The sequence below is a fragment of the Sphingomonas agri genome (genome assembly GCF_038148795.1).
GTDB lineage: Bacteria > Pseudomonadota > Alphaproteobacteria > Sphingomonadales > Sphingomonadaceae > Sphingomicrobium > Sphingomicrobium agri.
Genome location: NZ_JBAPEU010000003.1, coordinates 159036 through 183545 on the forward strand (window position 1 = coordinate 159036; position 24510 = coordinate 183545).

At 62.6% G+C, this 24510-nt stretch carries 23 protein-coding genes; 15 read left to right on the forward strand and 8 right to left on the reverse strand.

What is annotated here, in order from left to right; all coding sequences use genetic code 11:
• Positions 1 to 75 precede the first annotated feature (75 nt).
• From V8192_RS12835 to V8192_RS12870, 8 genes are all read left to right on the forward strand, one after another.
• Complete coding sequence (locus tag V8192_RS12835; RefSeq protein WP_341633495.1) at positions 76 to 1677, forward strand: carboxyl transferase domain-containing protein; 1602 nt, start codon at positions 76 to 78, stop codon at positions 1675 to 1677.
• A gap of 6 nt (positions 1678 to 1683) precedes the next feature.
• Positions 1684 to 2160, forward strand: coding sequence for a nuclear transport factor 2 family protein (locus tag V8192_RS12840; RefSeq protein ID WP_341633496.1), 477 nt, complete (start codon positions 1684 to 1686; stop codon positions 2158 to 2160).
• The gene (locus V8192_RS12845; protein ID WP_341633497.1) at positions 2157 to 4034 is read left to right on the forward strand and encodes an acetyl/propionyl/methylcrotonyl-CoA carboxylase subunit alpha; all 1878 of its coding nucleotides are present in this window, start codon (positions 2157 to 2159) and stop codon (positions 4032 to 4034) included. Before V8192_RS12840 ends, V8192_RS12845 begins: the two co-directional genes overlap by 4 nt.
• Positions 4035 to 4147: 113 nt before the next feature.
• On the forward strand, positions 4148 to 4759 hold the full coding sequence (locus tag V8192_RS12850) for a PilZ domain-containing protein (RefSeq protein WP_341633498.1): 612 nt from the start codon (positions 4148 to 4150) through the stop codon (positions 4757 to 4759).
• A 35-nt stretch (positions 4760 to 4794) separates the two neighbouring features.
• Positions 4795 to 5415 (forward strand): hypothetical protein, encoded by a 621-nt coding sequence (locus tag V8192_RS12855; protein ID WP_341633499.1) that lies wholly within the window; start codon positions 4795 to 4797, stop codon positions 5413 to 5415.
• A gap of 162 nt (positions 5416 to 5577) precedes the next feature.
• Positions 5578 to 6165 carry a PilZ domain-containing protein gene (locus tag V8192_RS12860; RefSeq protein ID WP_341633500.1) on the forward strand — a complete coding sequence of 196 codons (588 nt, stop codon included), beginning with the start codon at positions 5578 to 5580 and terminating at the stop codon, positions 6163 to 6165.
• Positions 6166 to 6327: 162 nt separating this feature from the next.
• Positions 6328 to 6510: a DUF3606 domain-containing protein gene (locus V8192_RS12865; protein ID WP_341633501.1), complete on the forward strand. Its 183-nt coding sequence runs from the start codon at positions 6328 to 6330 to the stop codon at positions 6508 to 6510.
• 46 nt (positions 6511 to 6556) lie between these two features.
• Entirely contained in the window at positions 6557 to 6847 is a 291-nt protein-coding gene (locus V8192_RS12870) for a putative quinol monooxygenase (protein WP_341633502.1), read from the forward strand.
• A 3-nt stretch (positions 6848 to 6850) separates the two neighbouring features.
• On the opposite strand, the gene V8192_RS12875 is transcribed toward V8192_RS12870, so the two are convergent.
• The 3 genes from V8192_RS12875 to uvrA all read right to left on the reverse strand — a co-directional run bounded on the left by V8192_RS12875 (position 6851) and on the right by uvrA (position 10922).
• Entirely contained in the window at positions 6851 to 7039 is a 189-nt protein-coding gene (locus tag V8192_RS12875) for a hypothetical protein (protein ID WP_341633503.1), read from the reverse strand.
• Positions 7040 to 7273: 234 nt separating this feature from the next.
• Complete coding sequence (locus V8192_RS12880) at positions 7274 to 7846, reverse strand: hypothetical protein (protein ID WP_341633504.1); 573 nt, start codon at positions 7844 to 7846, stop codon at positions 7274 to 7276.
• Positions 7847 to 7940: 94 nt separating this feature from the next.
• Positions 7941 to 10922, reverse strand: a complete 2982-nt coding sequence (gene uvrA / locus V8192_RS12885) for an excinuclease ABC subunit UvrA (protein ID WP_341633505.1) — start codon at positions 10920 to 10922, stop codon at positions 7941 to 7943.
• A gap of 168 nt (positions 10923 to 11090) precedes the next feature.
• Between uvrA and V8192_RS12890 the strand changes: the two genes are divergently transcribed.
• From V8192_RS12890 to V8192_RS12900, 3 genes are all read left to right on the forward strand, one after another.
• Positions 11091 to 11378 carry a GlsB/YeaQ/YmgE family stress response membrane protein gene (locus V8192_RS12890; RefSeq protein WP_341633506.1) on the forward strand — a complete coding sequence of 96 codons (288 nt, stop codon included), beginning with the start codon at positions 11091 to 11093 and terminating at the stop codon, positions 11376 to 11378.
• A 280-nt stretch (positions 11379 to 11658) separates the two neighbouring features.
• Positions 11659 to 12534: a PEPxxWA-CTERM sorting domain-containing protein gene (locus V8192_RS12895; RefSeq protein WP_341633507.1), complete on the forward strand. Its 876-nt coding sequence runs from the start codon at positions 11659 to 11661 to the stop codon at positions 12532 to 12534.
• Between the two features lie 24 nt (positions 12535 to 12558).
• Complete coding sequence (locus tag V8192_RS12900; protein WP_341633508.1) at positions 12559 to 14526, forward strand: tetratricopeptide repeat protein; 1968 nt, start codon at positions 12559 to 12561, stop codon at positions 14524 to 14526.
• A gap of 5 nt (positions 14527 to 14531) precedes the next feature.
• Here V8192_RS12900 and thpR read toward each other — a convergent pair whose 3' ends face one another.
• The gene (gene thpR / locus V8192_RS12905; protein ID WP_341633509.1) at positions 14532 to 15065 is read right to left on the reverse strand and encodes an RNA 2',3'-cyclic phosphodiesterase; all 534 of its coding nucleotides are present in this window, start codon (positions 15063 to 15065) and stop codon (positions 14532 to 14534) included.
• A 75-nt stretch (positions 15066 to 15140) separates the two neighbouring features.
• Positions 15141 to 18323, reverse strand: coding sequence for a WD40/YVTN/BNR-like repeat-containing protein (locus tag V8192_RS12910; protein ID WP_341633510.1), 3183 nt, complete (start codon positions 18321 to 18323; stop codon positions 15141 to 15143).
• A 215-nt stretch (positions 18324 to 18538) separates the two neighbouring features.
• Between V8192_RS12910 and ppk2 the strand changes: the two genes are divergently transcribed.
• Entirely contained in the window at positions 18539 to 19357 is an 819-nt protein-coding gene (gene ppk2 / locus V8192_RS12915; protein WP_341633511.1) for a polyphosphate kinase 2, read from the forward strand.
• Between the two features lie 46 nt (positions 19358 to 19403).
• Positions 19404 to 20087: a DUF4956 domain-containing protein gene (locus V8192_RS12920; protein WP_341633512.1), complete on the forward strand. Its 684-nt coding sequence runs from the start codon at positions 19404 to 19406 to the stop codon at positions 20085 to 20087.
• Here V8192_RS12920 and V8192_RS12925 read toward each other — a convergent pair.
• Together V8192_RS12925 and V8192_RS12930 are read right to left on the reverse strand one after the other, a co-directional pair.
• Positions 20080 to 21102 (reverse strand): hypothetical protein, encoded by a 1023-nt coding sequence (locus V8192_RS12925; protein WP_341633513.1) that lies wholly within the window; start codon positions 21100 to 21102, stop codon positions 20080 to 20082. The two genes, V8192_RS12920 and V8192_RS12925, sit on opposite strands and share 8 nt — an antisense overlap.
• Positions 21103 to 21118: 16 nt before the next feature.
• Complete coding sequence (locus tag V8192_RS12930) at positions 21119 to 22156, reverse strand: metallophosphoesterase (RefSeq protein ID WP_341633514.1); 1038 nt, start codon at positions 22154 to 22156, stop codon at positions 21119 to 21121.
• Positions 22157 to 22350: 194 nt separating this feature from the next.
• On the opposite strand from V8192_RS12930, the gene V8192_RS12935 reads away from it, so the two are divergent.
• Together V8192_RS12935 and V8192_RS12940 are read left to right on the forward strand one after the other, a co-directional pair.
• Positions 22351 to 23097: a Bax inhibitor-1/YccA family protein gene (locus V8192_RS12935; protein ID WP_341633515.1), complete on the forward strand. Its 747-nt coding sequence runs from the start codon at positions 22351 to 22353 to the stop codon at positions 23095 to 23097.
• 220 nt (positions 23098 to 23317) lie between these two features.
• On the forward strand, positions 23318 to 23692 hold the full coding sequence (locus V8192_RS12940) for a DUF4186 domain-containing protein (RefSeq protein ID WP_341633516.1): 375 nt from the start codon (positions 23318 to 23320) through the stop codon (positions 23690 to 23692).
• A gap of 13 nt (positions 23693 to 23705) precedes the next feature.
• Here the strand turns inward: V8192_RS12940 and V8192_RS12945 are convergent, their stop codons facing one another.
• Complete coding sequence (locus tag V8192_RS12945; RefSeq protein ID WP_341633517.1) at positions 23706 to 24341, reverse strand: glutathione S-transferase family protein; 636 nt, start codon at positions 24339 to 24341, stop codon at positions 23706 to 23708.
• Between the last annotated feature and the right edge of the window lie 169 nt (positions 24342 to 24510).

Here is a 24510-nt window from a genome sequence, read left to right on the forward strand (position 1 = left end):
TCGGTTTTGCCAATGCCTGCAGCACGGGCTAGGCGGGCGGCAGGGCTTTTTCGACCAACGGGCATAACGAAACCGATGAGCGCACCGCGGATCGAGACTAAAATCGCGACGGACAGCGACGAGTTCCGTCAGCGCAGTGCGCACAATCGTGCGCTTGCCGGAAAGCTGCGCGCCGATGTTGCCAAAGCAGCAAGGGGCGGCCCCGAAAAGCACCGCGATCGGCACGTGTCGCGGGGCAAGCTTCTTCCGCGCGATCGCGTCGAACGCCTGCTTGATCCAGGCTCGCCGTTTCTCGAGATCGGACAGCTCGCGGGTTGCGACATGTATGACGGGGAGGTGCCTGGAGCGGGCATCATCGCCGGCATCGGCCGGGTGTCGGGAAGAGAAGTGATGATCGTCTGCAACGACGCGACGGTCAAAGGCGGCACCTATTATCCGATGACGGTCAAGAAGCATCTGCGTGCTCAGGAGATCGCAGAGCAGAACAGGCTGCCATGCATCTACCTGGTCGACAGTGGTGGGGCTAATCTGCCGCACCAGGCCGAAGTTTTTCCCGACCGCGATCATTTCGGCAGGATCTTCTTCAACCAGGCGCAGATGAGCTCGAAGGGCATTGCCCAGATCGCCTGCGTGATGGGCAGCTGTACTGCCGGAGGAGCATACGTTCCCGCGATGAGCGACGAGAGCGTGATCGTGCGCAACCAGGGGACGATCTTCCTTGGCGGTCCGCCGCTCGTGAAAGCAGCGACGGGCGAGGAAATCAGCGCCGAGGATCTTGGGGGCGGGGATCTCCACGCAAAGAAGAGCGGCGTGGTCGATCACCTGGCCGAAAACGACGAGCACGCACTGACGATCGTTCGTGATATCGTTTCAACGCTCCAGTCAGAGCGTGGCGCGGAGCTGGACCTTCGCGAACCACGTGAGCCGCTGTTCGGTGCCGACGACCTCTACGGCATCATCCCGGAGGACGTGCGCGCTCCTTATGACGTCCACGAGGTCATTGCTCGGATTGTGGACGGTTCCGAACTTCACGAGTTCAAGCCCCAGTTCGGAACGACGTTAGTGTGCGGGTTCGCGCACATCTGGGGAATCCCAGTCGCCATTCTCGCGAACAACGGCGTCCTGTTCAGCGAAAGTGCCCTCAAGGGGGCTCATTTCATCGAACTCGCGTGCCAGCGGCGAACACCGCTGCTTTTTCTCCAGAACATTTCTGGCTTCATGGTGGGAGGCAAATACGAGGCCGAGGGAATCGCAAAGCACGGGGCCAAGCTGGTGACCGCCGTCGCGACCGCGAGCGTGCCCAAGATCACCATGCTGATCGGCGGCAGCTTTGGGGCAGGCAATTACGGGATGGCCGGCCGCGCCTACTCGCCCCGCTTCCTGTTCACCTGGCCCAATTCCCGGATCAGCGTGATGGGGGGTGAGCAGGCGGCTTCCGTGCTTGCGACCGTTCACCGCGATGCAGACAAGTGGACGCCCGACCAGGAAGAAGCGTTCAAGCAGCCGATCCGCGCGGATTACGAGGCGCAGGGCAATCCCTGGCACGCGACCGCGCGCCTGTGGGACGACGGCATCATCGACCCCGCGCAGACGCGCGACGTCCTTGGTCTTGCATTTGCGGCAACGCTGAACGCGCCCATCCCGGACCGGCCGCAATTCGGCGTTTTCAGGATGTAGCCCGCGATGATTTCAATTCTTCTTGCACTTGCGGCCCAGGGAGCCGCGACCAGGCTCCCGCCGGCGGGCCCGCTCCCGGCCCCCGGTGCCGAGGAACAGGCGATCCTGCAGCCGGTCAATGCCGTCTTCAGCGCGATTGCTGCACGCGATGCGGCAGCGATGGAAAGGCAGCTCGTCGCCGGTGGCAGCGCGACCATTGTCACCGAGCAGCCGGGCGGGAACCGTGCGGTTGTTCGAAGGACGTGGCCCGAGGTGCTCGCGCGTTTCCAGCCGGGACCCGAGAAGTTCGAGGAGCGGCTCAGCGACCCGGCGATCGAGAGCGACGGAAGCGTCGCAATGGTCTGGGGCAATTATGTCTTCCTGATCGATGGCAAGGTTCACCATTGCGGCATCGATCACTTCGATCTCGTTCGCCAAAGCGGCTCCTGGAAGATTGCAAACGTCAGCTGGTCCGAGCGGACGGCGGGATGTCACGCGCAATGATCAAGTCGCTTCTCATTGCGAACCGGGGCGAGATTGCCTGCCGTGTCATTCGCACTGCCCGGCGGCTCGGGATCCGAACGGTCGCGGTCTATTCGGATCCTGATGCGAGGTCACTGCACGTCCGCATGGCGGATGAGGCCTTGCACATCGGTCCAGGTCCCGCGCGCGAGAGCTATCTTGTGGGCGATCGGATCATCGAGGCGGCAAGGGCGAGTGGCGCCGAGGCCGTCCATCCTGGATACGGCTTCCTCTCGGAAAATGCCGATTTCGCGCAGGCCGTGATCGAGGCCGGTCTGATCTGGGTCGGCCCAAAGCCGGACAGCATCCGCGCGATGGGACTGAAGGACGCTGCAAAGAAACTGATGATCGAGGCGGGAGTGCCGGTGACGCCCGGCTATCTCGGCGAGGATCAGGATCCTGGTCGCCTCAAGAAGGAAGCGGAGGCGATCGGCTATCCGGTACTCATCAAGGCGGTGGCCGGCGGAGGCGGCAAGGGGATGCGCCGCGTCGATTCTCCGCAGGAGTTCGAAGACTCGCTCGATAGCGCCCGCCGCGAGGCGCGGAGTGCCTTCGGCGACGACCGGGTTCTCATCGAGAAATACATTCTTTCGCCGCGCCACATCGAAGTGCAGGTGTTCGGCGACAGTCACGGCGACGTGGTTCACCTGTTCGAACGGGACTGCTCGCTGCAGCGGCGCCACCAAAAGGTCATTGAGGAAGCTCCGGCGCCGGGCATGGACGCCAAGACGAGGGAGGCGGTTTGCGGGGCAGCAGTCCGCGCTGCGAAGGCCGTCAATTACGAAAGTGCAGGAACAATCGAGTTCATTGCCGATGCCTCGGAAGGTCTCCGGGCTGATCGGATCTGGTTCCTCGAGATGAACACCCGGCTGCAGGTCGAGCATCCCGTAACCGAGGAGATCAGCGGCCAGGACCTCGTCGAGTGGCAGCTTAGGGTGGCCTCGGGCGAGCCGCTCCCAAAGGCCCAGGGCGAGCTCGTGATCCTTGGCCACGCCATCGAGGCACGACTTTATGCCGAAGATCCTGCGAAGGGCTTCTTGCCGAGCGTTGGCAGGCTAGACCATTTCGACCTCGGCAATGAGGGCCGAATTGAAACCGGGGTTGAGGAGGGCGATTCAATCTCGCCGTTCTACGACCCGATGATTGCGAAGCTGATCGGGAGCGGCAGGGACCGTGACGAAGCGATAGGCGAACTCGCATCGTTGCTCGACACTGTTGAGGTCTGGCCGGTGCGGACGAATGCCGGATTTCTGTTCAACGCCGTGCTGCACCCGGATTTCGGATCGTGCAGGATCGACACGGCGTTCATCGAGCGCCATCTTGCCGACCTGGTTCCGGATCCGGAACCGGACGATTCTGTGTGGCGCGGCGCTGCTGCGATTGCGCTCGTTCCAAGCGAAGACGAAGAGCCGATGGCCGGCCTTTCCGGTTTCCGCCTCAATGCTCGGCCAATCTCTAGCGCGGCGCTCGGCGTCCGGGGCGAGTTCCGGACAGTCTCGACGACGGACGGTCCGATCGCCGAGCTATCCGGTTTTCGGGACAGTGAACATGTGGTCGTGTTCACGGAGGGCCAGGCGTTTGAATTCGCGCTTTCCTCGCGAGGCACCGGTACCTCTCATGGTCTTCACGACGGCGAAATCGAGGCGCCGATGCCGGGCAAGGTGACGGCGGTAGAAGTTTCGCAAGGAGAAAAAGTTGCTCAGGGGCAACGTTTGCTGACCCTTGAAGCGATGAAAATGGAGCACGCATTGATTGCTCCCTTTGACGGTACCGTCGCCAAGCTTACCGTCGTGCCAGGCACGCAGGTCGCCGAAGGCCAGCTCCTCGTCAAAGTGGATGCAGAAGCGGCCGCCTGATTCCGGCTGGAAATGGATCCAAAGCGGATCTTTGCTTAAGCGCGCCGCGACAAGTTCGTGACTATTTTGGCTCCGTCGCGGCAGACATTTGCCGCGTCGGGAATAGAAGGTCCATGCTTCAGCAAGTTCAGGTCTTTGCGGATGTCGGCTCACAACCGATGAACCGGCGTGAGCGGCGGCCCGTAACGCTGACCGCTTTCGCCACTCGCCCCGATGGTTCTGCGAGCGAGATCACCATTGTCGATCTGTCCTTTGCGGGCTGCGGCGTGATCTGCACGACGAGCCTCGTTGCCGGCGAGCGGCTCAGCCTGTCGGTTGCCCATCGGGGTACGGCCGAGGCGCTGGTTCGGTGGGTCGACGGCGCGCGGGCCGGTCTCTCGTTCGAGTCCGTCGATGTCTCCGAAAGCGCCTCCAGGAAGCCGCGACGCCATGAGCGTGTTTCGGTTGAGGGCGAGGTGACAATGCGCCGGTCCGGCAAGGTAAACTTTCGCGTCCATATCTACGACCTGTCTCCCGAGGGGTGCAAAGCCGAGTTTGTCGAGAGGCCGGAGCTGGACGAGCAATTGTGGATCAAGTTCGATGGCCTCGAGGCGCTCGAAGCGCGGGTTCGCTGGCTTTCCGGCGCAAATGCGGGAGTCAGCTTTTCGCGTCCGCTTCATCCCGCCGTCTTCGACCTCATCGTCTCCCGCCTCGGGTGCGGGCAACCTCAGTCCTCGGCCGCTTAACTGCTTCTTACCGAGCGCCGCACTAGGATGGGCCCATGTACAAGTTCCTGATGGGTCCCGCTTTGATGGGAGCAGGCTATGCGGCCGGCAGCGTCTATGGCGCCGACGCCGAACAACTGGTCCACAAGAGTCCGGCCGTCACTTATGCAGCGGTCGAGCAGGCGCTCGACGACGTCCGGCCCAGCGGCACTACCTCCTTCGAGGGAGGGACGCCGATGCCCTATGAGCTGAAGGTCGACCGCGCCGCGGATCAGCATCTGACGGTCAACCTCTTGTTCAATGGCCAGCCAGGAGCGCAGGCGGAGCTGGACTTCATCGGAAAGAACGACGGCAGGGATACGCTCGTTGTCACCCGGATCCACTCCAATCACGCGGCGCTTCGAACCGCACTTGCGGGGACCAGCAAGGCTAAGCTCGCTTATGCACCCGACTGGATGCTGAACCTTGCGGTACGGCCGGTTCTGCAGAAGCTCGCGGCGCAGATCGAAGAGGGCGGGTCGGCGGGAGACCTCATGCTCGCGTGGAACCCGGTGCAGGCCGAGGGGCAATGGGAAGCCAATCTCAGCGCCGAACAGCGCCAGGAGGTCAGCGAGGCACAGCAAGATGACGCGACCAGGCCGGCGGTCGATCTGAACTCGGACTCGAGCGGCAGATAGATACTATCGCTTCAAAGTGATTTGCTCGCCGAGAGCGGCTCACCGGACGAAACGGCGAGTTGCGTTCCGAGCCCGACGACTATCCGCATCGACCATTCATCAAGGTTAGGGTAAACGGCCTTAGCAAAGTTTGTGGTTGCTAGCCTATCCTGGGAGGCCTGGATGAGCGGACCCGAACCGGAACCGAGGCGCCGTGGCAGCCCCACCGACCAGCGCCGGGAGCGGCGCTCCGTCAGCATGCAGGGCCATCTCGTTCGTGCGGGCGGAGTTACTCAGCTGATCACGCTGACCGACCTCAACTATGGCGGATGCGGGATCCAAACCACTTTCGAGCTCGTACCTGGAGAAGAGGTGAAGGTCTCGGTGCGCGGCCGGGGGTCGATCGCGGCCGAGGTACGCTGGTATGCCGACGGCAAGGCGGGCCTCATCTTTGAGCCGGTCGCCGCCGAAGCCAAGGAACAGATCGAGCGGCGCGCCGCTCGGCTGGAGGTACCCGGCGAGGTGGCGCTTCGAGTTCCCGGACACAATAATTATCACGTGAGGGTTCTCGACCTGTCGACGGACGGTTGTCGCGTAGAGCTCGTCGAGCGGCCGAGCGTCGGCGATATCATGATGATCAAGTTTGAGGGGCTCGAGGTCATGGACGCCGAAGCCTGCTGGGTCGAGGGGTTCACGGCGGGACTGAAGTTCGATCGGCCGATCCACCCTGCCGTGCTCGATCTGCTGGTGAAGCGCCTTGCGGCAAATTGAGCAGTAGCGTGGCCCGTTTCCCTGGGGAAAAAGAACGACCACATACGTGTTGAGAGAGAATCACCGGCAATCGCGGCGCTGGTGGCTCCTCCGTTGCTATGGATGTCGGGCCGGCAGAAGCGTATCGCCGTCTGCGCCGGGGGCTAGTGAAGGAGCCACGCCATGGGCAATACCACCAGTGACCGCAGCCGGGTTGCTGCCAGCGATCCAAGTGAAGTGCGCTATTTCGGAAAGAAGCACGGACTTACTGATGATGAGGTGAGGAACCTCATCAAGCAGCATGGCAATGACCGCAAGACCCTCGAAGCGGCTGTTGCCCAAATGAAGGGACCAGCACCGGCCTAGGTTCTCTGGGTCCCGGCGATGCGAAGCCACAGCTGGAGAATGCGCCATGACCGCTTTCAACGCAGTGCGTTTCAAGGTTAAGCCAGGCCGCAATCAGGATTTCCTCGATGCCCACGAGAGCGTCGAGCGTGATTGGCCCGGCCTCAGGCACGTCAACATTATCCAGACGGGTGAGCAGACCTATTGCATCATCGGCGAGTGGGACGACATGGATGCGCTCGCGGCGGCGCGGCCGCGCATGGGCGCCACGCTGGATAGCTTCCGGGACATGCTCGAACCGGTGGGGGACGGCGTCACCGACCCCGTCTCGGGTCCCGTCGTGCTGGCGCTCAAGTAGCACTCAGCTTCGAGCGTCCTTGCTGATGCGCGCGACGCGCCTGCGGCCCTGCCAGAGCTCGCAGTCGTGTCCGTCCATCATCTTCCTCGCGACCTTTATCGCGGCCTCGTCGTCGTCGGCCTCAAACCATTCGCCGGACGCGACTTTGTGGACCCCGTCGAGGTCATAAAGCCTGTAGCCCGTCACGTTCACAAACCTTGCGTCTCTTGTCGCAATTGCGACAGTTTTCGCGGCCGAAACGAGGATACTTACATTTGGTTTCAATCGCGGGACGGGAAGAGCTGCGAACAAGAGAAGAGGTTGCGGGCCTACGAGAAAGTCACGCTGCCGCGGCTGCCGCCGGCCGCGCTTTTCGAGGATTGGGCTCAGTGCCTCTGCTGCCGCTATGGAGCCGCCGCATGAAGAGCGGCGACCGTTAAAGCGCGCTCAGTAGCGCCGGTTTCCGCCAGGGCCGACACGCACATCCGTCACGACGCCGCGGTAATCGACGTTGCAGCGGAATATGAGGTCGCCGTAGCCACGGTTGCCATAGGCGTTCCCGTAGCCCTGATAGCCGTTTCCGTACTGACCTTGGTAGCCACTGCTGAGGACGCCGCGAACGCGAAGGCCATTTGAGCGCCGTTCGACATCGGTGATCGCAGTGACGCGAAGGCTCGGCGGTGCAAATCCCTGATTGTAGCCGTAGCGGTTGCCGTAGCCGCTGCCATATTGGTTCTGTGCCTGGGCAGTAGCCGCGCGGGCGCACTGGCGGACGGCCTGGCGATCCGTGACGTTGTACCGATTGCCGAGCAGCTGATCGATGATGTCGGTGACCGGATTGCCGGTATAGCCCTGATTGTAGCCCTGGTTATAACCCTGATTGTAGCCGTAACCCTGGTAGGGCTGACCTGGATAGACAGGGTAATTGTACCCGGGCTGGTTGGGATAGGGGTTGTACTGCCCCGCGGCCGGCGTGGCGATGGCCACGGCTAGGGTGAGGAGCTTGGCGAGGGGCGTCATGAGGCTTGCTCTTTCTATCTCATTGTCCAGCCAAAACGCATCGGAACCCAAACAGTCGCATGAGGGGAAATAGCAGCGCTCTCAAAAGCAGCGCCTACTTTGCAGCAACCAGTCCCAGTTCGTCGTCTTGAGATACGCCTTTGCGAGACCGCCTGGGCTTTTTGGGCACGGAATCGACGATGGCTGGCTTCACCGACGCCCGCTCCAGAAGCGGCTTCAGATACTGCGCGGTCGCCGATTCCGGCGCCTCGGCAATCGTTTCGGGCGGGCCTTCTGCAATGATCCGCCCGCCGTTCACCCCGCCCCCGGGTCCAAGGTCGATGACCCAGTCGGCCGTCTTGATGACGTCGAGGTTGTGCTCGATAACCACGACCGTGTTGCCGTGGTCCGAAAGGCGGTGAAGTACCTCGAGGAGCTTGCGTACGTCTTCGAAATGGAGGCCGGTCGTCGGCTCGTCGAGTATGTACAAGGTCTTGCCCGTTGCGCGCCGGGACAATTCCTTTGAAAGCTTGACGCGCTGCGCCTCGCCTCCGCTCAGCGTCGTTGCTGGCTGGCCGACCTTGACGTAGCCGAGCCCGACTTCCTTCAGCATCTCCATCTTGTCGCGGATACCGGGCACGGCCTTGAAGAATTCGGCGGCGTCCTCGACCGTCATGTCGAGGACGTCCGCGATCGATTTCCCCTTGAACTTCACTTCGAGCGTTTCGCGGTTGTAGCGGGCGCCGTGACATACATCGCAAGTGACGTAGACGTCCGGCAGGAAGTGCATCTCGATCTTGATGAGACCATCGCCCTGACAGGCCTCGCAGCGGCCGCCCTTAACGTTGAACGAGAAACGGCCGGGCTTGTAGCCGCGGGCCTTCGCCTCGGGCAGCCCTGCGAACCAGTCGCGGATCTGGGTGAAGGCGCCGGTGTAGGTCGCGGGATTGGAGCGCGGCGTGCGCCCGATCGGCGACTGGTCGATGTCGATGACCTTGTCGAGCTGCTCCAGGCCAGAGATCTTTTGGCAGGGACCGCAGACGATACGCGCGCCGTTGAGCGAGCGCGCAGCCCCCGCATAGAGCGTATCGATCGTGAGCGAGCTTTTGCCCGAACCGCTGACCCCCGTGACGCAGGTGAACGTGCCAAGGGGGAACGCCACTGTCACATCCTGGAGGTTGTTGGCGCTCGCCCCATGGACGGTGACGAACTTGCCGTTTCCGCGGCGACGCTTGCGGGGCAGGGGAATCTCGCGCCGTCCCGAAAGGTAATCGGCGGTTATACTGCCCTTGCATTCGAGCAGACCCTTTAGCGCGCCCGAGTAGATGACCTCACCGCCGTGGACCCCCGCGCCCGGCCCCATGTCGATCACCTGGTCGGCGGATCGGATCGCGTCCTCGTCATGCTCGACGACCAGAACCGTGTTTCCAAGGCCGCGAAGGCGCTTCAGCGTCTCGAGCAGCCGGTCGTTGTCCTTCTGGTGGAGCCCGATCGAAGGCTCGTCGAGCACGTAAAGAACGCCCGACAGGCCCGAGCCAATCTGGGAGGCAAGTCGGATCCGCTGGCTTTCGCCGCCCGAGAGCGTGCCGCTGGTGCGGTCGAGATGAAGATAATCGAGACCTACGTTGTGGAGGAAGCCAAGGCGTTCGTTGATTTCCTTGAGGATCGCCTTGCTGATTTCCCGATGTTGCGGTGAGAGCTTGTCATGCAGCGATCCGAACCAGGCATGCGCGTCGGCAACGCTGCGCCGGCTCGACATCGAGATGTCTTCTCCCGCGATCTTGACACTCAGTGCCTCGGGCTTGAGGCGAGCGCCGTGGCATATCTCGCACGGCCGGCTGGCCTGATAGCGGCTGAGTTCCTCCCGCATCCAGGCCGATTCGGTCTGGAGCATTCTCCGATTGAGATTGCCGATGACCCCTTCGAATGCCTTTTTCACCTCGTAGCTGCGCCTGCCGTCGATGAAGCGAAGGGTGACAGGCTTCCCGTCAGTGCCGTGGAGAATGATTTCGCGTGCTTCCTCGGAGAGGTTCTTCCAAGGGATATTGAGGTCGAAATCGTAAGCCCGGGCGAGGCTAGAGAGCACCTGCATGTAATAGGGACTTGGCGGGTTTGACTTGGCCCAGGGTACGATTGCTCCCTTGGCGATCGAGATATTGTGGTTGGGGACGACGAGGTCCTCGTCGAACATGAGCTTCTCGCCAAGGCCGTCGCAGGCAGGACACGCGCCCTGCGGTGCGTTAAAGCTGAACAGCCGCGGTTCGATCTCCGCAATGGTGAAGCCCGAAACCGGGCAGGCGAATTTTTCCGAGAAGGTGATGCGACCCGGAGGAGCGTAATCGAGCTTCATCCCGCTTGCGGGCGCCTCGCTCTCCTGCGGATCGGCGGGATCGAGATAGGCTAGCCCGTCGGCCAGCTTCAGCGCCGTCTCAAAGCTGTCGGCGAGGCGTGCCTCGATGCCCTCGCGCACGACGATGCGATCGACGACCACCTCGATGTCGTGCTTGTATTTCTTGTCGAGAGTCGGGGCTTCTTCGATCGCGTGGAACTGGCCGTCGATGCGCACGCGTGTGAAGCCTGCCTTCTGCCATTCGGCAAGTTCCTTGCGATATTCCCCCTTCCGGCCCCGCACGACGGGCGCGAGCAGGTAATGGCGGCTTCCTTCCGGGAGGTTCATCACGCGGTCGACCATCTGGCTGACCTGCTGCGCCTCGATGGGAAGTCCTGTCGCGGGAGAATAGGGAATGCCGACGCGCGCCCACAGCAGGCGCATATAATCATAGATCTCGGTGACGGTTGCGACAGTCGAACGGGGATTCCGGCTGGTCGTCTTCTGTTCGATCGAGATCGCTGGGGAAAGGCCGTCGATATGCTCGACGTCCGGCTTCTGCATCATCTCCAGGAACTGGCGGGCGTAGGCCGACAGGCTCTCGACGTAGCGGCGCTGCCCCTCGGCATAAATCGTATCGAACGCGAGCGAGGACTTACCCGAGCCGGAAAGGCCCGTGATGACGGTGAGGCTCTCGCGCGCGATGTCGACGTCGATGCCTTTGAGATTATGTTCCCGGGCGCCCCGGACCGAAATGTGCGTCAGCATCGATCGGCTTCGTTCCGTTTATGTTCTAGTGGTAGTGCTCGCCGACGCTCGGGTCAACGCGCTTGCGCTATATGGGTGCGCCGTAACGGATTGCCACACCTCCACCTACACTTGGATCGGCATCCGGCGTATAGCTGTTTGGTCGGAGCGAGGCTCGGCGGGCCGGCCATGTTCACGCGCACAACCAAGGAGTGGATCATGCATTATGTCGTGATGATCGTCGTCGGTCTCATTGTAGGCATCCTGGCGCGGTTCTTCTACCCGGGCGCCGTTCACATGGGACTGATAGCGAGCGCTGTGCTTGGTGTTGCAGGTTCGTTCCTTGCGGGTTTCGCCGGTCGGATGCTGCATCCCTCGACAAGGGACCAGCCGTTCCACCCGGCAGGCTTCATCGAGGCGATCATCGGTGCAATGGTTCTCATCTTCCTCGCGCGGATGACTGGCCTCATCGGCTAGCCAAACCGCCTCGAGAGGGGCCAGTCGGCACTGAGGCAGCAAGTCCAATCGAGAAGTCGACCTCAAGGGCTCGCAGTAGATGCACAATTACGAGCTCGGAGCGCTGATCCTGAAGGCGCGGAAGATCTGACACCTCAAGGTGCTGGCGACCGTGCTCGGCGGAAGAACGGCCTACGGCAGGTTACGATGACGCGCTGACAGCGTTTGCGCTTGCCTTGCTAACGGGGATGTTAAACACTGGTTAACCTTGCCGAATCGCCACATTCCCTTGGAGGGGCCAGTGCGTAGTTGCGTGTTGCGAGCCTTGAAGAAGCGGCTCGATCTTGTTTGTGCGCTGGTGCTGCTCGCTCTTTGCCTCGGCCTTGCTGGCGGTCCCGCGATGGCCGACCGCGGCGTCCCGATTGACAATAATACCGATGAGATCTGGAGCGATGCGGACAACGCCCAGACCATGGCTCTCCCATTCCCGGTGAATTACGGCGCCGGTCTGCAATCGAGCGTAACCGTCCAGCTTCCTTCCTCGTTCACTGTCCAGCCGAGCGGTCCTGCACTTGCCGCTGTCGGACTGACGTTCACGAGCTCGCCCTCAGATGTCCTTTTTGCAAAGGTGATCGGAGGCAGTGACCCCTTCCAGCAGAGACCGGCAGTGAGGCTCGGCAATGCCACCGAAACCTCGACGCCGTTGCACCCGGTGAGCGAAGCGTCGACTTTCGACTTCGGCGTCGCCTACAACCTCAACGGACCGGCTCCCGCGGACACGTCGGACTGCGACATCAGCGGGATCACAATGGCCTGCTACGGCCCGATGACCGATTCCGCGATTTTTCAGTTCATCGACAAGTCCGGCAGCGGCAATCCTGGAGACTTCGAGCTCATCCTTCAGTGCATCAACGAATGCACCAACATCGGCTTCAACCTCGGCGGCCTCAACTTCTCCGCGGACGATTTCAATCCCAGTGCCCCGCAGCCGCCGCAGTTCGTCAGCTTTACGCCGATGCAGAGCAACTTTGGTGGTGCCAACGGAATCTGGGCGTTCCTGTTCACGAATCCGGCCGCTGTCCCGGAGCCGGGCAGCTGGGCACTTATGCTGATTGGTCTTGGCCTGATTGGCGCTACCTTGAGGCGGCGCCCCAGGCACGCGTACCAGCCGGGCTGAAACACCGAAAGGGGAGGCTGAACGGTGCGCTATTCAGCCTTCATCAGTTACAATCATCGGGACAGGCGATGGGCGGGGTGGCTTCACCGCGAGCTCGAGCGCTACCGGCTGCCAAAGGCGCTGGTCGGCCGCGACAGTCCGCTTGGGCCCCTTGAGCGCCGACTGCCGCCGGTTTTCCAGGACAGGGAAGAACTGGCTGCCTCCACCGATCTTGCAAGCTCAGTGCGCGAGGCGCTGCAGGGCGCGAATAGCCTGATCGTCATCTGTTCGACGAACGCGGCGAAATCGCGCTGGGTCAACGAGGAGGTGCGCGAGTTTGCGGCACTCGGCAGGCGAGACCGGATCCAGTGCCTCATCGTTCCGGAGTTTGACGGCCCGGCTGATCCGGTGCGATCGGACAGCGCCATCTTTCCGCCAGCGCTCCTCGAGCTTGGCGGTGAACCTCTCGCCGCCGATGCGCGTAGGGCCGGCGACGGCAAGCGCTCGGCATTCCTGAAGCTCGTCGCGGGGATCGTGGGCGTTCGCTACGACGAGCTTCGGCAGCGGGAGCAGGCACGCCGCCACCGCCGGCTTCTTGCCCTCGCGACTGCCGCCGGCGCCGGATGCCTCGTCATGTCCGCACTTGCTGTATTCGCGTTCATTTCCCGTGCCGAAGCAGTCCGGCAACGCGATATCGCGCGCCAGCAGACTCTCGCTGCGCAGCGCACGACCGACTTCGTCAAAGGCCTTTTCCAGGTTTCCGATCCATCCGAAGCCAAGGGCCGGTCGATCACTGCGATCGAGGTGCTCGACCGCGGCGCGCGGGAGATCGAGGGCCAGCTCGACAGTGAACCGGACGTGAAGGCCGAGCTCATGAGCACCTTGAGCGAGGTCTACATGGGCCTTGGCTCCTATCGGCGCGCCGATGCCATTATTCACAATTCGCTTTCGCTGAAGGTCGCGCGGACGGAAACCCGAGCGCGGCAATTGGGCGTTCTTGGTTCCTCGCAGGCCCTGCAGAGCAATTACGATGACGCCGTGCGGACCTTCGATCGTGCCCTTCGACTGGTCCCCTCACCCGGGCGATTGCAGGATCTTTCGCTCTACTCGCGTCTGCTGATTGGAAAGGCCGAGGCACTCTCGGCGCTCGACCGCTATGGCGAGGCGATGCGCACGGCACGTGCTGCGTTGGCGTGGGATCAAAATCACGAAGGCCGGAGGTCGGCGGACGTTGCCCGCGATCTCGCGGCGGCCGGACTGACTGCGCAGTTTGCAGGCGATCTCGCGGCAAGCCGCGATTATTACTCGAAGGCCGTCGCCATTCGGCTCGCGGCGGGGGGCAGGCTCAATCCCGACTTATCCAATGATCTCAATAACCTGGGAAACGATGCATATTTGCAGCGCAACCCGCAGGCCGCGGAAAGCTACTGGCGGCAAGCGCTTGCGATCGACGAACAGATATTGGGTCCCAATCATCCCGATCTGGCCGTCAAGTTGAACAATCTTGGGCGCGTACTCGTGGAGCAGCGCAAGTTTGCCGAAGCCGAGCCGCTGCTGGACCGAAGCGTGAACCTCTACCTCGCCGAGCGCAGCGATACGCATGACGATCTGGCCTTTTTCTTTTCCAACCTCGCGCTTGCAAAGGAAGGGATGGGGGAATTGGCGCAAGCCGAGGCTCTGCTCTCCCGAGCGCTCGCCGCTGCCCGCTTGCATGGCACGCGTCTTGTGGCGCCGATCATGGTCGATCTTGCCGATCTCCAGTGCCGCCGCAGTGATTATGCAGGTGCACTTGATCTGCTCACGCGCGCAGGACCCATCATGAAGGCGCAATACCCAAGCGATCCCTGGAGGTCTGCATGGGTCGAAAATACGCGCGGCGCCTGCCTGCTGCGTCGCGGCGACAAATCAGGCACGGTACTGGTGAGGCAGAGCGCTCCCGTGCTCCTCAAGCGCTGGAACGGAGCAAGCATGTACGGCTACAAGGTCGAGCAGCGGCTTCGGCTCGCGACCTGAGCAAGCTATTGAAGCTCGTAGTTCGCGACTTCTTGGTAATGGGCGCCGTGACGGGATAACCGGCTCTCGAACAGCGTGAAGCCGGTAATTGCAAAGGGCTCCGATGAAAGGGCCGCCTGGCGCGTGAGGTAATCGTGCAGCTCACGGGTGCGACGTCCCTTCCACCGCGCAAGCGTAATGTGCGGGTGGTAGGCGCGCCGCTCGGGTTCAAGGCCGACCTGTTGACACGATCGCTCGACCTTCGCGGCCAGGGCACCAACGGGCGCCCTTGGATCGACACCGGCCCAGAGCGCTCCGCTACTGCGTTGCTCGAAACGTCCGACGCCCTTGATGCGCAGATCGAACCGCTGCGCCCGGATGCTCGAAAGGGCATCGGCAATGTCGTTGGCGAGGGGCCGTTCGACCTCGCCGATGAAGCGCAGTGTCAGGTGAAGCTGTTCTTCGTCCTGCCAGCGAAAGTCCGGACTGTCGTCCATTGCGTCGATGAGCAGGTCACGGATGAATTCCGGCGGACGGATGGCGACGAACAGTCGGTGCATGGTTTGCCAATAACGCACACGACACGTCTGCCGCCATTGAGCCGCCGTCAGTCGCGTCGTTGAGAAGCATCTTGCTCAGGGCAGCTCTTCGCCCCCCGACGGTGGTTCCGCATGGAGTTCGCCTTCCGGTGGAACGACAATGGGCTGAAGGCGCGCAGCAGCGAGGCGCCGATTGAGCTGCTCAAGATCGTTGGCCCTGATCTGCTGCCATGCCGCCCAGTCGCGGTTGACGGTCGAAACCGTCTCGGCGGCGATCTGCTGCAAGCCGGTGGAAGGCGCGGAATCCGCCGCTTCCGCCGATGTCTCGAGGGCGGCAAGCGTGTTGCTTTCACCCTCAAAGCCCGCGTTGGGCGTGACTGGAGGTTCAAGCTTGGCCCTTAATGCCTTCGCTTGTGTCAGCAGTGCAGGATCGCGGATCCCGGCGATACGCTTGTCGAGCGCGTCGCGAACGGCCCTGGTTTCGGCATAGCCGCGCCAGGCCTTTTCCATAGGTTCGTAAAGGCTTTCCGAGAAGAGACGCGCGGCGTGGTAATCGGCCCCGATGACTCGCGGATCCGGAAGGACCTCGAAGGTCGTGGACTGTTGGCGGCCGTCGACGGTGAGAACGGCCGTGTAGCGACCGGGCTCAACAAGCTGACCTCGCGGGTCGAGCGGGGTGTCGAGACCCGGAATCGCAGCGATCGAATAATTGTAGGTAACGGCTTTGGGCCGTGGCCGCCTGAGGTCCCATACCCAGCGGTGTGCTCCTTGGGTTGCGGCGAGTATCGGCTCGGGCTTCACCCATTCCGCTGCGAAGTACCGCTCGGCAGGAAGGTTCATCGCCTTGTCGCTGCTTGAGTAGCGACGGACAAGCGAACCGGACGCATCGCGGATTTCGAGCGTGACCGGACCGCGTGCAGGGCTTGCCAGCCAATAGTCGATGACGGCTCCCTCCGGCGGGTTCTGACCCACCGGGGTTTCCGGTGCGAGCGGCGTGTCATGGTTGTTGTTGAGACGCACGCGATAGGCTGGAGCAGGCGTGAAGAGACGTGCCGCCGGCGCACCGCCGTCCGAACCCAGCTGGCGCAGCAGCGCAAGATCGCCGAGCGCCCAGATCGCGCGTCCCTGAGTTGCCACAATGAGTTCGTCTCCGTGGACCAGGAGGTCACGGGCCCAGGCGGTCGGCAGGTTCTGTCGCAGCGGCTGCCAATTGTCCCCGTCATCGAAGCTCACGAAGACGCTGGTCTCGTTTCCGGCATAGATCAGACCCCGGCGGACGGGATCGGCGCGCACCGCGCTGACGACCTGGCTGGAAGGAAGGCCGCGCGTGACCTCGATCCAGCTACGACCGCCGTCATGGGTCCGAAAGACGTGTGGGCGCCAGTCGTCGATCCGCTGCCCGTCGACAGCAACGTAGGCCGTGGAGCGATCGAGTGGCGAGAGGTCGATGCTCGATATCTTGCTCCAGGGCGCGACGCCGGGAAGCTGTGCCTGCGACCAGCTGGCGCCGCCATCGCGGGTGATGCTGAGGATGCCGGTATCGCTTCCGGCCCAGATTTCGGCAGCGGAATGGGGCGAAGGCTCGATTGCAGTGATGGTGCCGTAGCCGCAGGGAAGCGCCGCTTCGAGCGTTACGTCGCCATCGCAATGCTGCGCGCCGGGGCGCTTGCCAGTGAGATCGGGACTGATGATCGACCAGCTTGCGCCCCGGTCGCCCGTTCTGAAGATTACGTCGCCACCAAGATAGAGAGAGGGCGGGCCTGAGCGCGAGGCGACGAGTGGAGTGACCCAGTTGAAATGGTGGGCGACGAGCGTCGGCCTGAGGCCATAATTCTGCACCGGCCAGGGGGACACGTCGGCAACTTCGCCGGTTCGCGCATCCCATCGACTGACGCGGCCGCCAAGGCCGGATCCATAGACGATATTGAGATCGACAGGATCCGGGATGTCGTAGTCGCGCTCGTCACCTCCGACGGGGTGCCAATCCCGCATGTTGGGCGCGCCGTAGTCGCTGCGGCTGGCGATCGCGACCGTACCGCTGTCCTGTTGGCCCGAATAGATCCAGTAAGGGAAGCGGTTGTCGGCCGCGAGGTGGTAGAACTGGCCGGTAGGCTGATTGTACCAGCTGCTCCAGCTGCGGTTGCCGTTGACCGTGATTGCAGCGCCCTGGTCCGATCCTTCAGCCATGTGGCCGGCGTCCCTGGGGCTTATCCAGATCGAGTGATAATCGTCCCCGCCGGGGCTTCCGCGGAAGATGGTGCAATGCGCGCCGCCCTGGTCGCAGCGTCGCATCGACTGCCCGACCAGATAAACGACATCGGGGTTCCTGGGATCGACCGTCACCCGGTTGAAATAATAGCTCGCGAACGCCTTCTCGGAATTGACTTTCGTCCAATGGGCGCCGCCGTCGTCGGAGCGCCACAGACCGCCGTTCGTCTTGGAATCGACGACCGCATAGAGCCGGATCTTTCCGCCCTTGCGCGTTGCTGCGAGGCTGGTCCTGCCAAGTGGTCCGGTTGGCCAGCCGCCGCCGGACAGCCTTCGCCAATGCGCGCCTTGATCGTCGGATCGCCAGACCGCACTGCCGGGCCCGGAAATCTCGGTGAAATAGCTCTGCCAGGGCCACTGTCTTGCGTCCCACGTCGATGCAAACAGCGTCCGCGGGTTCGAAGGATCGCTGACCACGTCGTTGGCGCCGGTGAAGCCTCCGGGCGCAAGCGCGTGCGTCCAGCTTCTGCCGCCGTCAGTCGAGCGGTAGATTCCGCGCGCATCGCTCGCGCCGAAGAAATGGCCTACGGCGGCGACTACCACGGTGTTCGGGTCGGTCGGACTTACCCAGATGCGGCCGATGTAGCGCGTATCGGCAAGGCCCAGATCGGTCCACGTCGCGCCGCCATCGAGAGACTTGTAGACGCCGCGGCCGGACTGGACGTCGTAACGCGGCTCGGGCTGACCGCCGCCTGCATAGATGATGCTCGGATTTGACGGTGCGATTGCAATCGCGCCGATCGCCGAGCTTGCGCCGCGATCGAACAGAGATGTCCAGGTCTGGCCGGCGTCGTCGGTGCGCCAGATGCCGCCCCCGGAGGCGCCGAAAACATAGGAATTCGGCTTGTCGCGAATTCCCTCGATCATCTCAGCCCAACCGGCGCGGAACGGCCCGAGCAGCCGCCAGCGAAGCTGGGAATAGTGTGCTTGATCGACGGGCGTCGCAAAAGCGCCCGTTGCAAGGACCGAAGACAGGAGGAGGGCGGCGATCGGCGTGCGGACTGGGCGCAAGGTTACCTCGCAAAAAACGGCCGTGTGGAAGTTGGACGAGTAAGCGTAGGGCGGCCGCTCTGCAATCGTGCGCAAGCGCGGCGAGCGAACGAGAAGGGAATGTCAGCGTTGGCAGGGAGGCGCGCTCTGCAATGGGTTCCTGAAAGGGGGGCCCGCACCGGTGTTTCAATCGCGGCTTTGTCGTGCAACAACGTCGCCCTCTGCAGGGGGCGCGGATGAGCGGGGAAAGCAAGCTCAGCGAAGTTGAATATGCCGAGCTTCTGAAGCCGATGGCCAAGGAGCTCAGCGCGATGGCGCGATGGGTCTCAGAGACCGATCAGCGCATGGTCGTTCTCTTCGAGGGCCGGGATACCGCAGGCAAGGGCGGCTCGATCGACATGTTCGCGCGGCTCTTGAACCCCCGCCAATGTCGGATCGTCGCGCTGCCCTCGCCCAGCGAGCGCGAGAAATCCCAATGGTATTTCCAGCGCTACATCGAGCATCTCCCCGCCGCCGGCGAGATCGTGCTGTTCGATCGCAGCTGGTACAACCGGGCCGGAGTGGAAAAGGTCATGGGCTTCTGCACGCCCGACCAGACCCAGGACTTTCTCAATGCCGCGCCGGAATTCGAGCGTCACCTCATCGATGACGGAATGCTGCTCTACAAATATTGGCTGTGCTGCGACCAGGCCGTGCAGGAAGAACGGTTCCAGAACCGGCTGCATAACCCGATGAAGCGCTGGAAGCTCTCGCCCATCGATATCAAGGCACGCGAACATTACGACGATTACACGGAGGCGCGCGAGCTCATGCTCGCAGCGACCCACACCGATTTTGCGCCCTGGACTCTGGTTGATTTCAACGACCAGCCGCTCGGCCGGCTGACTCTCCTGAGGGATCTGCTCGACCGCGTGCCGGATACCGAGCTCCCGCTCGCAGAAATCGCTTGGCCGCCGCTCGGTCACGAGCCCCTGAAGGAGCGCTACGGTGTCCTGAGGCCGATCGCGAACTATGCTGTGAGCCGGCCAAAGACGACCATGAAGCATCGGAACTGACTGATTGAACTGAACGCGCCGCGGGCGCTTGGATGGGGGACAGGGAATGCGTGCAGGAAAACTGCTTCTCGAGATCACGGCCTATTACCTTTTGATCGGGGTCGCCGTCTTCTTGGCCTTGAAGCTGTGGCCCGAGCTTCGGGGGTATCTGCCGATCGGCGGAGTTGAGCAGCTCATCAGCCAACCCACCAAGAACCCGTTGCAGGCGAGCGAGGCTGTACGAGCAGCTCATGTCGCCAATTTCGGACAGAGCGTCTTCTGGCTGGTGGTCGCGATCATTGCCGCGATCATCGTCTCCCTGCCGGTGAGCTGGGTCTACATGACGGTGCGCGGGGGCCAGGAGTATGACCAGTCGCTGGTCAATACGATCATCGTCCTCCCGATGGTGGTTACCGGCATAGTGATCATTGTCCAGAACTCGCTTGCACTCGCATTTTCGCTTGCCGGCATTGCAGGCGCGGTGCGGTTTCGAAACTCGCTCAAGAGTTCGGGCGATGCGCTGTTCATCCTACTTGCGGTCGGCATCGGCTTGAGTGCCGGCATCGGCGCGATCGAGCTCGCCGCAGTGATCAGCATCGCCTTCAACTATTGTTTCGCGGTACTCTGGATCACCGAATATGGTGAGCGCGCCGGCATGAAGCGCTTTCTTGCGGACTATGACGGCGTCGACGAGTCGATTGTCGTCGTCGAGAAGACTGCAGCGATCATCGAAAAGAAGAAGCCTAGTTAACGCAGCGATTGAGCACGCGGCTCGTGACCGACTGATCCGTTGAGATGTCAGTGAAGAACGGATCGAGGAAAGCAATCGCGCGCTGCTGGGTCTTTGGCTCCATGCCGGGGGTGGCGGTCAACGCCGCGATTAGCTGGGCGTGCGCTGCGCGGAACTCGCGCGCCGCAGCAATCGCCTCCCCGTTGTGCATGCAATAACCGCGGTAGAGACGTTCGCGGACGCTGCTGAGATGCAGTTCGTCGGGCGGGGTGGCGTAAGGCGGATTGACGAAGCCCGAGAAATCGAAGTCGTAGGGAATAGGTATGGTCGAGCCCGGGGCAAGCGGGCCGATGAGCTCCGCATTGTGACAGCAATCATGGCCTTCGGGCCCGGCTCGCATCGACCAGTCGTGGTTTGCGATCATATGCTGGAAAAGCGCGTATCGCGCCGCGTCCGCGGGACTGAGGTCTGTGACCGGTATCCGCGAGGGCCCGTGCGTTTCCTTCATCCCGTTGCGTTTGGCGACCTCCTTCAGCTCCTCGAGAAAATAGCCGATGCGCGAAATGATCGGGCGCCCGTCGGCGCCTGAATAATCGATGTTCGCAAGCCTCACTCGAAAGCTTCGAGGGCTCAGCACGTTCATCATGCGGTATGCCGAATATTCGAGCAGTACATATTGCTGGAATGACGCCGCGTTCCGGCAGTGGGTAACGAGCTTGAGCCGCTTCTGGTGAGCGAACACCGAGGTTGGGGGAGGCGGCGTTGTGAAGGTCACTCGCAGCGGAGGGAAATCGCAGACGTCGGAGCTGCGCCTCGTGGTGCTGCGAAGCGCAAGCGAGACGGGAAGCGCCTGGCCTGCAGGATCGGTGAGCGTTCCAGCAATCGGCGGCGGATTATCGCGATTGCGCGAGATGCTGCTGAGAGGGGCCTGGATCGTAATGTGGATCGGGTCGGAGCTTGCAAACAGGGGTTCAAGAGCTTGCGCCGCCGCGGGTGCCGCGAAAGCAAGGGTCACTGCGCTGATCAAGGCCTTCATTTGCCGCTCCTTGTCGTCACTGCGGTCTTGGAACCGAGTGAGGGACCATTTGAGCCCGGGTGATCTCGAGCCAGCTGAGCTGCCCGCCGTAGAATCGAGAAATTCCGGTATCGATGCGTGCAAGGCGGCCGTTGCCGGTGATCTGGATGCCCTGGAGGCTGGGAGTGTGCGCGATGATGAGACGCCGCGCGCCATAGGCGTTCAGAACCGCGTCCAGTTCCTGGCCCGGAGCGGGCGCTGCCGACGGAGGCTTGGCCGCTGCGCGCGCCGCCTGAGCATCGGGATCGGCCTGAACGAGTCCGCGATACCACAGCGGCCCCAGAGGATCGGTCAGCACCGAGCCAGGGCTTTCATCGGCCGCCGCCATCGCTGCGGCGACCCGCTGGTTGACCATCGCCAGGGGAAGGCGGGCATATTCGATGCTAATGCCGCCATGCGCGAACAACGTGTCGCCAATCTTCAGGATCGCGGGGTTCGCAGCTGCCCATTTCCCAAGCTCGCCCTGCGGCTGCCAGGCGAGGCGATGCTCGACCCAGCCGAGGGGATGCTCGGCCATCCACTTCTGCTTTATCTGCTCAGTCGTGAGCTTGGGATCCTGCGCTCGGAAGGCCGCTTCGAGATTGGCGCGATTGGCCCCGTAGACGCGGTCGCGGCGCGCGGCCGACTGGCTGTCCGCAAAGGCGGCATATTCTCCGGCTGTCGTGTACCGGTTATCCCCCAGAAGGTTCATCGCCTCGTGATTGCCAAGGACGACGAAGACCTTTCCGCCCTTGTGCGGCGCCTCCTTCTGCAACCGCTGAATGTCGCGGATGATCTTGAGCGAGTCCGGTTCGCGATCCGTGATGTCGCCCATCTGGACAAGGATGGTGTTTCCGCCGGCCCAGCGACCGCGGGCATCGATGAGGCCTGCGGTGCGGGCAATGGACATCCATGCGTCGAAGTCCCCGTGGAGATCGCCGACGGCGACGATCCGGGCGGGTGCTGCAGGTGCGGGAACGGTCGTTGCAAGCCAGGCAAGCAAGGCAAGCGCGAACACTGCAAGGCGTCGAACCAATGCGCTGGCTCCCCCCGATCGACTTGATCCAGTGTCGCATTCGAAGGCCCGAACGGCAATGCCGTTAATCTGCCGTTCTGCAAGAACTGATAAACGCGGCATCTACATTGACCGGTTTCGCTTGAAGTCGCTTAAGGGTTTCACGATATTCGGTTGCAGCGAACGGGCCCTTCGCCCGCGCGAGAGGAGAACAAATGGCCATTTGGCAAGACCCGCAAACGACCGGCGTGAACGCCGCGACGGTAGGTGTACCGCGCGCTGCCCGCGATGCGGGCCTTCGGTCGTACATGCTTTCTGTTTACAACTACATGGCATCGGGCGTGCTGCTCACCGGCATAGTCGCGATGCTGTTTGCAAACAGCAGCCTCATCCAGCTCATCGTCAACCCGGCGACAGGCCAGGCGACGCCCCTGTTCTGGATCGCGCTGTTTGCGCCGCTGGCGATCGTCTTCATGCTCGGCTTCGGCATCAACCGCATCTCGGCCGGCACGGCTCAGGCGCTGTTCTGGGCTTACGCTGCGCTCGTCGGAGTGCAGTTCTCGAGCCTGTTTCTTGTCTACACCGGTACATCGATAGCGCAGGCTTTCTTTGCGACAGCCGCGGCGTTCCTGGGCCTGAGCGTCTATGGCTACACGACCAAGCGCGATCTTTCCGGGCTTGGCACGTTCCTGATCATGGGCGTGGTTGGCCTTTTTGTCGCGATGCTGATCAACCTGTTCCTGCGTTCTCCTGGTCTCAACCTTGCGATCAGCGCCATCGGCGTCCTGATCTTCGCGGGCCTCACCGCCTACGACACGCAGAAAATCAAGAGCATCTACTTTGCGGTTGCAGGGACCGGCGAGGCCGTGGCCAAGAGCGCCGTCATCGGAGCGCTCAATCTCTACCTCGACTTCATCAACATGTTCCTGTTCCTGCTTCGGTTCATGGGTGACCGCCGCTAGGCCGGCGCAGCACAGGTCAAAAAGAAAAGGGCCGGCGGAGCGATCCGCCGGCCCTTTGTTCTTGAGGGCAATTCCCGGTCCTGCCGTGGGTTCAAGCGGATGAAGTGGCAGGACCGGTCTTGTGCAAAGCACCCGGGGGGTAAGGCTGGGTGCGGAAACAGATTTAACCGAGTCGGTGTTAAGCTTGGTCAAAGGGAAATGGTTACCGCTCCCGCAATGAATGAGACGCGGCGAAGCGCCCATGCGTGATCTCGATACCGTGTTCAAAAAGCTCGCCTTGTCCGCGTTCCGCTCCCGGTTCGCGCTGGGGGACAAGGATCGCGCCTATCTTGAGGGGCGTGGGGCCCGCGTCATTCGCGATCATGCCCGGGACCTGATTGCGAGGCGCCTCGCGCCTGCCCGCCCTTACAAGGACGGGAAACAGACGCCGTGGCGCGGCCACCCGGTCTTCGTCGCCCAGCATGCAACCGGGACCTGCTGCCGCTCCTGCCTTGCGAAGTGGCACGGAATCGAGGCCGGGCGGCTCCTGACGGGAGAGGAGCAGGAGCATGTGGTGGACGCAATCATGCGGTGGCTGGCGGACAGCCCACGCTAGCTGCGCGAATTTCTCAAGCGGGGTGCGGCTGGGCTTGCTGCATCTGCACCACCGCCTCGTCGTCCTTGGCCCAGGCCCGCTGGAACTGCTCACGGCTTTTCAGCCGGTCGCTGTACCGACTGAAGCTTTCGCGCTCAGGGAGCGTGCCGAACTGCGTGCCCCACATGATCGCCGAACCAAAATAGACGTCGGCCGCAGTAAAGCGCGCGCCGCACACATATTCATGCAAGGTGAACAGCTCATCGAGCACGGCAACGACCTTGTCGTAGGTGCCGTAGCCGAACATCCGGGTCTGCTCGGGTGTCGGGTCAAACTTCGCAGCATGGTTGGTGACGGCCTGTTCAAGGGGGCCTGCAGCGTAGAAAAGCCAGCGATAAAAATCGGCTTTTTCTCCCTCGCGGGGGCCGAGGTCCGAGCCGGGGAAAGCATCGGCGAGATAAGCGCAGATCGCCGCGCATTCAGTGACGACGTGGCCACGATGTTTGATCGCAGGCACCTTTCCCATGGGATTGACTGCGAGGTAGGCCTCGCTCTTCATTTCAGCATAGCCGACGATCTCGGTGTCGTACGGCTCGCCGGTTTCCTCGAGCATCCAGCGGACGATGCGGCCGCGGGATTGGGGATTGGTGTAGAAGATGAGGTCGGCCATGCGAGCGTCTCCAGTCGATCAGCGGCAGGTGCGAGCAATTACGCTTGTTCGAGCGTCTCCTCCAGCATGGGGAGCATGGCTTTCAAGGATTTCAGGCGAAAGCCCGCTCGGCCGATCGCACCGGCGACAAACACCCGGCCCCAAACCTCCGTTGGCCTCGCCAGCCGGC

Bases quoted from the DNA above. Each gene is read 5' to 3' on its own strand.
- V8192_RS12860 (WP_341633500.1), top strand. From the start codon at position 5,578: ATGAGCGGACCCGAACCGGAACCGAGGCGCCGTGGCAGCCCCACCGAC.
- V8192_RS12835 (WP_341633495.1), top strand. From the start codon at position 76: ATGAGCGCACCGCGGATCGAGACTAAAATCGCGACGGACAGCGACGAG.
- V8192_RS12850 (WP_341633498.1), top strand. From the start codon at position 4,148: ATGCTTCAGCAAGTTCAGGTCTTTGCGGATGTCGGCTCACAACCGATG.
- uvrA (WP_341633505.1), bottom strand. From the start codon at position 10,922: ATGCTGACGCACATTTCGGTCCGGGGCGCCCGGGAACATAATCTCAAA.
- ppk2 (WP_341633511.1), top strand. From the start codon at position 18,539: ATGAGCGGGGAAAGCAAGCTCAGCGAAGTTGAATATGCCGAGCTTCTG.
- V8192_RS12925 (WP_341633513.1), bottom strand. From the start codon at position 21,102: ATGAAGGCCTTGATCAGCGCAGTGACCCTTGCTTTCGCGGCACCCGCG.
- V8192_RS12935 (WP_341633515.1), top strand. From the start codon at position 22,351: ATGGCCATTTGGCAAGACCCGCAAACGACCGGCGTGAACGCCGCGACG.
- V8192_RS12890 (WP_341633506.1), top strand. From the start codon at position 11,091: ATGTTCACGCGCACAACCAAGGAGTGGATCATGCATTATGTCGTGATG.
- V8192_RS12855 (WP_341633499.1), top strand. From the start codon at position 4,795: ATGTACAAGTTCCTGATGGGTCCCGCTTTGATGGGAGCAGGCTATGCG.
- V8192_RS12870 (WP_341633502.1), top strand. From the start codon at position 6,557: ATGACCGCTTTCAACGCAGTGCGTTTCAAGGTTAAGCCAGGCCGCAAT.
- V8192_RS12920 (WP_341633512.1), top strand. From the start codon at position 19,404: ATGCGTGCAGGAAAACTGCTTCTCGAGATCACGGCCTATTACCTTTTG.
- V8192_RS12840 (WP_341633496.1), top strand. From the start codon at position 1,684: ATGATTTCAATTCTTCTTGCACTTGCGGCCCAGGGAGCCGCGACCAGG.
- V8192_RS12945 (WP_341633517.1), bottom strand. From the start codon at position 24,341: ATGGCCGACCTCATCTTCTACACCAATCCCCAATCCCGCGGCCGCATC.
- V8192_RS12880 (WP_341633504.1), bottom strand. From the start codon at position 7,846: ATGACGCCCCTCGCCAAGCTCCTCACCCTAGCCGTGGCCATCGCCACG.
- thpR (WP_341633509.1), bottom strand. From the start codon at position 15,065: ATGCACCGACTGTTCGTCGCCATCCGTCCGCCGGAATTCATCCGTGAC.
- V8192_RS12865 (WP_341633501.1), top strand. From the start codon at position 6,328: ATGGGCAATACCACCAGTGACCGCAGCCGGGTTGCTGCCAGCGATCCA.
- V8192_RS12845 (WP_341633497.1), top strand. From the start codon at position 2,157: ATGATCAAGTCGCTTCTCATTGCGAACCGGGGCGAGATTGCCTGCCGT.
- V8192_RS12940 (WP_341633516.1), top strand. From the start codon at position 23,318: ATGAGACGCGGCGAAGCGCCCATGCGTGATCTCGATACCGTGTTCAAA.